Source organism: Bartonella sp. MR110HLJHH (assembly GCF_042194225.1).
In the GTDB taxonomy this organism is placed as follows: Bacteria; Pseudomonadota; Alphaproteobacteria; order Rhizobiales; family Rhizobiaceae; genus Bartonella; species Bartonella grahamii.
The window spans coordinates 265,682-274,258 of record NZ_JBHIMQ010000002.1 but is presented as its reverse complement, the minus strand read 5'-3'; the positions used below and the strand labels follow the sequence as shown (position 1 = coordinate 274,258).

Annotated in this window: 6 protein-coding genes; 3 read left to right on the top strand and 3 right to left on the bottom strand. The window is 39.1% G+C overall.

From position 1 onward, the window contains the following. The first annotated feature begins 373 nt into the window (after positions 1 to 373). Positions 374 to 2,359, top strand: a complete 1,986-nt coding sequence (locus ACFIKB_RS03155) for a M23 family metallopeptidase (protein WP_375635655.1) — start codon at positions 374 to 376, stop codon at positions 2,357 to 2,359. Between the two features lie 839 nt (positions 2,360 to 3,198). Here the strand turns inward: ACFIKB_RS03155 and ACFIKB_RS03150 are convergent. The 3 genes from ACFIKB_RS03150 to ACFIKB_RS03140 all read right to left on the bottom strand — a co-directional run bounded on the left by ACFIKB_RS03150 (position 3,199) and on the right by ACFIKB_RS03140 (position 5,637). Next, positions 3,199 to 4,626 (bottom strand): sensor histidine kinase, encoded by a 1,428-nt coding sequence (locus ACFIKB_RS03150; protein ID WP_375644535.1) that lies wholly within the window; start codon positions 4,624 to 4,626, stop codon positions 3,199 to 3,201. A 224-nt stretch (positions 4,627 to 4,850) separates the two neighbouring features. After that, a complete protein-coding gene (locus ACFIKB_RS03145) occupies positions 4,851 to 5,405 on the bottom strand; it encodes an RNA polymerase sigma factor (protein WP_375635652.1) in 555 nt (184 codons plus the stop codon). A 7-nt stretch (positions 5,406 to 5,412) separates the two neighbouring features. Continuing rightward, positions 5,413 to 5,637, bottom strand: a complete 225-nt coding sequence (locus ACFIKB_RS03140; protein ID WP_375644534.1) for a NepR family anti-sigma factor — start codon at positions 5,635 to 5,637, stop codon at positions 5,413 to 5,415. A 168-nt stretch (positions 5,638 to 5,805) separates the two neighbouring features. On the opposite strand from ACFIKB_RS03140, the gene ACFIKB_RS03135 reads away from it, so the two are divergent. Continuing rightward, positions 5,806 to 6,600, top strand: coding sequence for a response regulator (locus ACFIKB_RS03135; protein ID WP_015856822.1), 795 nt, complete (start codon positions 5,806 to 5,808; stop codon positions 6,598 to 6,600). Positions 6,601 to 6,622: 22 nt separating this feature from the next. Beyond that, complete coding sequence (locus tag ACFIKB_RS03130; RefSeq protein WP_375652800.1) at positions 6,623 to 7,636, top strand: sensor histidine kinase; 1,014 nt, start codon at positions 6,623 to 6,625, stop codon at positions 7,634 to 7,636. The last annotated feature ends 941 nt before the right edge of the window (positions 7,637 to 8,577 follow it).

Sequence of the window (8,577 nt, the reverse complement as noted above, 5' to 3'; positions counted from 1 at the left end):
ATCATTTTTTACTTTTTTTTAAAATAAAATAACATAAACAACTGGTTGTATTTCAATACATTACACTAAAATAAAAATAAAACATGAAAACAGAAAGAGTTAAAGGGAGCATAGCGCCTTTAAAGTAAAATATAGCACCCCATTGCAATGCATAAAAATAGGAAGTGCCTAGGAATGGATTAATCACAATAACGCTTGTTTTATGTTACTTTAATAAGGAAATTTTTCTGCACAGGTACGATTCATAAAGACATTACTGTATAAAGAGAATTCGTATGATCTGTAATTTGTAAAAAGAATCAAATTCTTGTAGAAACATGCTAAGCTATGCTAGCTTTCTTTATTTAATATTGAAAAAGTACTCTTAAAATCTATGTGGGATAACGAACAACAAAAAAACGATCCCGGACAGGACCCTGCTCTTGTCGTTAAACGCTTGCGTCCTGCGCGCCGACAAGTTTCGGCCCGTTGGCTTACGGGAACCGTTCTGACAGGAATCACTTCCTGCATTCTTATGGGTATTGCACTTTTTACGGCTCTTGATGAACAACAGCGATTGGTAACCCCTCCACAATGGTTTACAAAAGAAAACCTCTCCCATACACAAGATCCTGAGGCCAATGGGTATAAAGGTGATCGTATTTTTCCCACCCATGCACGACAAAGCTTTGACAGCAAACGTCAATTTGAACTATCGATTCTGCAAAAAAAAGGCGATGAACAAGTTATTCAAACACAACATTTTGAATGGATTCGTATGGCTTTAGCCGAAAAGCGCCCCCAGAAATATAGCTATCCAAAATTTGATTCTTTAAGCATTCTTGCCAGTGATTCGAAAAATCAAAGCGCCAAACCACAAGATTCTGGACAGATTTATGGAGCAAAGGTTGAAACAAAAATCACCTTACGCAGCTATGATTTTAAGGTAAATCAATTCGATTTTGACAACAACGATACGCTGACAGATGAAGAGGCACAACAAGAAGTGCAAAAAGCTGGATTCACTTTAGAAAAAAGTACCGAACTTCTTTCAGTTCTCACATTGATTGATCCTTTAAAATTAGAAGATGCATCCACTGATTCCCAAGGCACAGAATCCCCTGAAGTTCGCATTGTTCAAGAAAATGTAACCGTTTCTCCTCAAAGTCACCGTATCGATCTGACAAAAAACTATGTTGAAGATATTATTCCTATTCGTAAAAAACAAAAGATAGCCGATGCTTTCAAAAAAACCAGTTATACAAAAAAGCAAATTGAACAGGTTGTAAAAACGCTAGAAAAAATGAGCCTTTCCGATACCCTTAAAGAGGGAAGTCTTTTACGCATTGGTATTGTGACACAAGCTGGTGAAGAAGACCATCTCGTACGCGCAAGTATCTATCAAGGGATGTATCATGTTCTCACCATTGCGCTGAATGATAAAGGCCAATTCATTGAAAGCACAGAGCCTAAAATGTCTAAAGCTCTTAAAACGGCTTTTCAAAATGGTATTCCGCATTCTTATATCAATAGCGCGCAATTACCAACAGCTTATGATGCACTCTATAATGCCTTGCTAAGCCATAATATATCACAATCTCTCTCTCATCGTCTTATTCGTCTGCTTGCCACCAATATTGACATGAAAAGTCCGATAACCCCCAATGATCAAATCGAAATATTTTATGCCGTACCACAAAGCGATAAAGAAAACCAAAACGGCAAAAAGAACTTGAAAGCAAAGGAAGCATCCAAAAACACTGATCCAGAAATTCGTTATATTAGCGCAACTTTTGGAAATACAACTTATAAATATTACCGTTATCAATTAAAAGATGGAAGCGTTGATTATTATGATTCTGAAGGGAGGAGTTCAAAGCCTTTCTTGCTGCGCAAACCCACACCAAATGGGATTTTTGGCTCCCCCTTTGGTCCACGCAAACATCCTATTTTAGGCTATGTTCGCATGCATACGGGAGTTGATTGGGTTGCTCCTAAAGGATCACCCATTATTGCTGTAGGAGATGGTATTGTCACAAGAGTAGGCGTAACAGGTGGCTATGGAAATCACACGGAAATTCAACACGCCAATGGATATATCAGCAGTTATTCACACCAAAGCCGTTATGCACCAGACATCAAACCAGGCGTGAAAGTACGACAAGGACAAATCATTGGGTATGTTGGAACAACAGGAATGGCAACCGGTCCCCATTGTCATTTTGAAATCATTGTCAATGGCGTCAAAGTTGATCCCATGCGCATCCGTATACCGGATAGCAAAGCCTTAACCAATCAAGACCTACAAACATTCCTACAAGAAAAAAACAATATTGATTCTTTGATCAACAGCCCGATACCCCCCTCCGAAGAGACTTAAAGCATAAAAGCATCTGCATTTTTACAACTCAAAACATCTAAAAAATATGCTTTAGCGCTTATTTTTCTCAAAGAGATTTTCGCACTTTAAACATCTATAAAGAATACGCCGAAATATGCCACCACCCAAGGTCGCATAACAATGATTAAAAATAAAACGCCCTCCCCTTTGCATGTTTATGCATAATAGAAAAGTGCAAAATATGAAACCCAAAAAGGCTAACTCTTCTTGTTTGTTTCATCAAAACGATAAAAATCCCTTTGTTTTCCATGCAATAAAATTTTAATCAAAGGTGAGTTTTTCTAAAGATGAAGATTCTAAAACCCATATCATTCTATAAACAACCCGACTTCTTGTTGAAGAGATTCCACCTAATGCTTATGCTGTTCATAGCCCTAAAGGACGGTGTTTCATAGACTTTATGAGCAAGTTATCCTTAAGAATATTCGTTACACACTTTTACAAAAACACCATATATTTAAAGTTTTACATGCCTTACAAAAAATAACAAAACTTGAAAAAACAATCTCTTCGCAAAGAAATAGAGCTTACTAATATAAGTATTATTGATTTAAAGGAGCTCTTATTCAAAATAAATTTAAATTTTAACTTAAGCACTTAAAAGCTATAAAACATACAAAAAAGGAGAATTTTGAAAGCCTATAATCGGAGTCAACAAAGCGAAAAACAAAAAGACCAAAAGATGAAGAAGCAATGTTGCTTCTCTTGAAGACAATTGACAATCTGATGTAAATGGTGCTGTATTCGCGTTATCTAAGTCATATTTTATTCTCATTTTTATTAAAACGAACAAGCAGAGAGCAAAGAGTTTATCCCTTTTAAAAATCAGTCAGAGCTTTTTTTGAACTCTTCATGCGTAGTTTTGGCAAAGGAATGACAACCTTTGTGCCTCCTAAAGCAGAAGTTTCAAACAGAGGTTTTTCACCAAATTGCATACAGAGCTGTTCCACGACCACACGACCAAGTCCTGTTTTTTGTTCTAAAGTTTGGCTTTTCATTCCCACGCCATCATCCTCTACAATGAGCATCAATTGTCCATCTTTCTGGGGACCAAAAGAGATATAAATATGACCGGTACGTTGATCAGGAAAGGCATGTTTTAAGGAATTTGTCAGCAGTTCACCAAGGATAATTCCAAGTGTTGTCGCATCTCTTGAAGACAGGCGACAATCTTTAAAGTTGGTGTGAATAGTGATGTTTTCACGCAATTCAAAAGGGACAGCCAATTCGACATCATGCACAACAGAACTGAGAAACTCTGCCAAAAAAGTCGTTTCCATATCATCACTTAAGCGCAAACGACGATGTGCTGTAGAAATTGTCTGAATACGATCGCGTGCAGCTCCTAGAACAGAACGTACCTCTTCATTTTTGCTCCGGTTTAACTGGAGCCCCAGCAAAGAAGACACCGTCCCAAGAGAATTGCCAATGCGATGGCTTGCATCCTGCAACAATATTTCAACCCGTTGGCGTTCTTTTTCAGCGTGATTGCGTGCTCTTTCTAATTCTTGTGTTCGTTCTTTCACGCGGGCTTCCAGAGCGATATTTTCGCTATGAAGCAGCAATTGATACAATTTTAAAGAGCGTACATCACGATGAAAACGATTAATAACAAAATAGGCAGAAATAAAAGTACTCACAACGGAAACAATAGCCGCCAATGTCAAAGCAGCCCGCATCAATGCAATACCCTCACGCTGTTTTTGTCGCACCACATCATCCCCATTAATAAAGCTTGTCATCAATTGAGCTAAACGTGCCACAGGAATCTTTGATACTTCAAAAGAGGCAGCATGAGAAGGTTGTTCAGGAATCGCATCAAGAGCATGCATATGGGCATTCATAAATGCTTTTCGTGCTTCAACCTCTTTTTTAAAAGCCGTAAACCATTCATCCCATTGTGGATGCGCATAAACAATAAGTGCGATATAATCGAGAATATCCCCCAACTCCCGCTCTGCATTTTCAAAACGTATTTTATCTTCCACCTTGCGCGTTTTTGCATAGCTGCGATCAGCAACAGCCATATCAATCAAGCTAATAAGGACCAAATCAGCCTGTTCGCGTAATTCTGAACTTGTATTCAACTGTGCGACTTCTCGATCAACGGCATTTGAAAGCAACATAATAAAAACCGATGCCAAAAGAGCCATAACAAGAGAAACAACAATCGCTACCCACCGCCAGCGTGATATCGTTGCATCAGAAGAAGGCATTTGAGGCATCAAATTTGTTTTTGTTGTCATAGAATGTCCATTGGCGAACTTGAAAGTCGTCATTTTTCAGCACAAAGGAAGGCAACCTTATGGAACATAAAACCTAAAGCCCGTGGGAAAGTTTATACAGGCTTTTCTTGTGTTCCTAAGGATACACGCCAAACACTCTGAATTTCCTCAGATACTGACTTTACTGTAATAGCTATAACGGGAATAAAAAAAACAAGGCTATCGATCATAATTATTATGCTTTTTTAGCCGTTAAATGAACACAATGTACTTCCAGCTGAATAAGAATCAGGACCATAATCAGACTCACCATCCACCTTGAGAAGTTCTTGTAATCGATTACGCGCCCTGCTCACACGGCTTTTAATGGTTCCAACAGCACAACCACAAATAGCCGCTGCATCTTCATAAGAAAACCCCGATGCGCCAATGAGAATAATGGCTTCTCTTTGATCGGCAGAAAGCAAATTTAAGGCTTTTTTGAAATCTTGTAAGTCAAGCGATCCATATTGAGCAGGATGAACAGCGACATTTTGAGTAAACACGCCATCGGTATCTTGAACTTCTCTTCCCTTTTTACGCATTTGACTGTAAAATTCATTGCGCAAAATGGTAAAAAGCCAAGCCTTAAGATTGGTTCCCATCTCAAAACTATCTTGCTTAGCCCATGCCTTCATAACAGTATCTTGGACCAAATCTTCGGCTTTATCCTGCTTGCCACTTAAAGAAACAGCAAAAGCTCGTAAAGCCGGCAACACCGAAAGGAGTTCTTGTTTAAAGTTTTTCGCGCACTTTGACATAAAGGATTCAAACCTTTTCCACATTGTTTAAGCCAAATTGCTCTGCGTTTAAGCCAAATTGCTCTGCGCGCTCCAACTTCTCTAAAAGCTCGAGCAAACACCGCGGCAGTGCTTCTTCTTGAATTTCCATGTAAAATTGACGTAACTTCCGTGCTATTTCGCTATTGACCCCGAGAAGATCATCTCCAACTGTAAATTGTGTGGTGAGATTTTTTTCATCACGGTTGTTCATTTTTCATCCCCCTAATCCATATAATATCAGTAGCACCGCGAAGAATTTTTCGCCTTATGGTTGTAAATATGGCTATCGGTAAAAAGTTCCATACAAATCAAGGAACTTTTTTATCTGTTGAGAATTTCAACCAACAAAATGCTTGAAAGATCAAAGGAGTTATAAATTATGTCATTATCAACGCGCATTGCCCCGCATCTTCCCTATCTTCGGCGTTTTGCCCGCTCTGTCACCGGTAGCCAATCCTCTGGCGATGCTTATGTGTCAGCGATGTTGGAAGCACTCATTGCCGATATCTCCATTTTTCCCAAAGCATCCAGTGACCGAATTGGTACCTATTGGCTTTTTTGCCATCTTTTTGACCAAACCACACCGAACATCCCTGAACCCCTGCCCCAATTTGGTCTTGAACAAAAAACCAGTGCCAAATTATCCTATCTCACGCCCCGTGCACGCCAAGCATTTTTGCTCATTGCCGTTGAAGGATTTCATGAACAAGAAGCCAGCGAAATCATGAATCTGGATACGAAAGAATTTCGTAAGCTTCTCAACCAAGCATCCATTGATATTTCTCAACAAATTGCCACTGAAGTAATGATTATTGAAGATGAACCTCTTATTGCGCTTGATATTGAGCAAATGGTAGAAAGCTTAGGTCATCATGTTGTAGGAATAGCGCGCACGCGTGATGAAGCTGTCATCATGTATCATAAGAAAAAACCACGGTTGATTTTGGCTGATATTCAATTAGCCGATAACAGTTCAGGTATTGACGCGGTCAACGAGATTTTGAAAAATGACCGTATACCGGTGATTTTCATCACGGCTTTTCCCGAAAGGCTGCTGACCGGCGAACGTCCAGAACCAACTTTTTTAGTGACCAAACCTTTTAACCCTGATATGGTGAAAGCGCTTATTTCCCAAGCTTTATTTTTTCAAGAGAATGCTTCTAAAGCGGCTTAGAACAGAGTAACATCTTAAAATTATGATCGTTACGCCTCTTTCAAAGCCTCCCATGGATAGATCTCATATGAGTGCGCTCATGCAAGCGATTCGTGGTGCTGATATTTGTGTTCTCTATCAGGCAACAAATCTGGTTTATTTATGGGCTGAAAACTTGCCACACCATTTGCACAATAAATGGCGGGTTGGGTGTCGTGACAGCGACTTTTTTTCGCTTGACCTTGCAGACAATATGGAAACCATCAAACTGCAAGTTTTAGCGAGTGGCAAAATGCAAACTGTTGAAGCACGTTTTGAAGATACAAAAAAACAAGAGATTTGGTATAAATTTTCTATTGATTGTCATCGTAATGATAACGGAGACATTATCGGTATTATCACCACCGGTGTTAATATTTCCGGCTTACGCCGCCGTGAACAAGTGCTCAAAATCCTTCTTCGCGAGGTCAGTCACCGTTCTAAAAATCTTCTAGCGATCATTCAAAGTATTGCCAGCCAAACCGCCCGCTATACTGAATCTCTTCAGGTTTTCTTACGCAAATTTCAAGGTCGTCTTCATTCTCTTTCTCATTCTCAAGATCTGATCACTGATTCCGATTGGCGTGGTGCTCAATTTCGCGAATTGGTCCAAACGCAGGCTTTAGGCTATTTTATGAAAGAAACAGAACGTTTTTCACTTGAAGGCGTAGATCCTTATCTTTTTCCCAATGCCGCTTTGCATATTGGTTTGGCTTTTCATGAACTAATTGTAAATTCTCTTTCTTTTGGAGCCCTTTCCCAAGAAAAGGGTAGCATCTGTGTACGCTGTGAAATCGAAACAAAACTGAATGGCAAAACGCAACTTATCATCACTTGGCATGAAAATTTTGAATCCGACATCCCCCCCCCAAACAATAAAAAAGCCTGTTTTGGTAGTGCCGTTCTCGAAAAAATCGTTCCCATTTCCGTGAATGGTTCCGCTTTCCTCAAATTGACAAAAGAAGGAATTGTCTATTGCCTCTCTGTTCCTGATACTTATTTTGATATTTTTTCTTAAAAGAGCATTTCAAATAACAAACAAGAGAAGTTTTCCCTTTTCAGCAAAATTTCTCATCTATTTTATTAAGCACAAAGATATTTTCCAGCCTCTTTAAACCAACCACTATGTCCCCCAATAGTTCCCCAAAACCTTAACGATGAAAACTTAAGCCATATAAACTCCATTCCCGCTGTCAATCAACTTTCATCCCTTATAGAACCGCATATTTTAAGAGAGAAACCAAAACAATGAAGAGTAAACCGTTTCAGCTTTTATATGCCAAATAAAAGCGAACCTATTACCTATCTCTTTTTGTGTAACTTTCGCAATGCGCATACAATTCCATTTTGGCAGAATATAAAATTTCAAGGAGTAAAGCTAACATCCATCATCACTCTTCAGCTTTACGGGACTAAAGCATCCACGACAACAACAATTAACTGATGAAATTACACATTTTATGCTTTTATTTATCGCATTCTTTAATGGAGATATCCTCTTCAGGTACAATAGGACATCCTAAAACAGAATACACTTGTGTTTTTCATTCACGCACTTTTTTAATATTTCCCAGCGCATCCACGCTCATTTCAAAACAGTGTCTGTAAATAAAATATAATAGCCCCCGTAAAGTGAACCATCAAGCACGCCCCTTTTTACTCCACATCCTTCTTTACCTTCATACCTCTTTTCACTTCATAAAAGTAGTAGCTGAGCATTATCATACCCTTTGTCCCTCATGTTGCAACAGCCATTGACCTTTGAGAGCGTTCATAAGGGGCATTTTAGTCTTTTTTCAAATATTTCTCACCAACACAAAGCCCACACACAGCCTTTTATGACGTGCAAGCCAATGACTTTTATTAATTCACTATAGACCGGCATCTCAAAGGGGGAACGGACATCTCAAAGGGGGAACGGACATCTCAAAGGGGGAACGGACATCTCAAAGGGGGAAC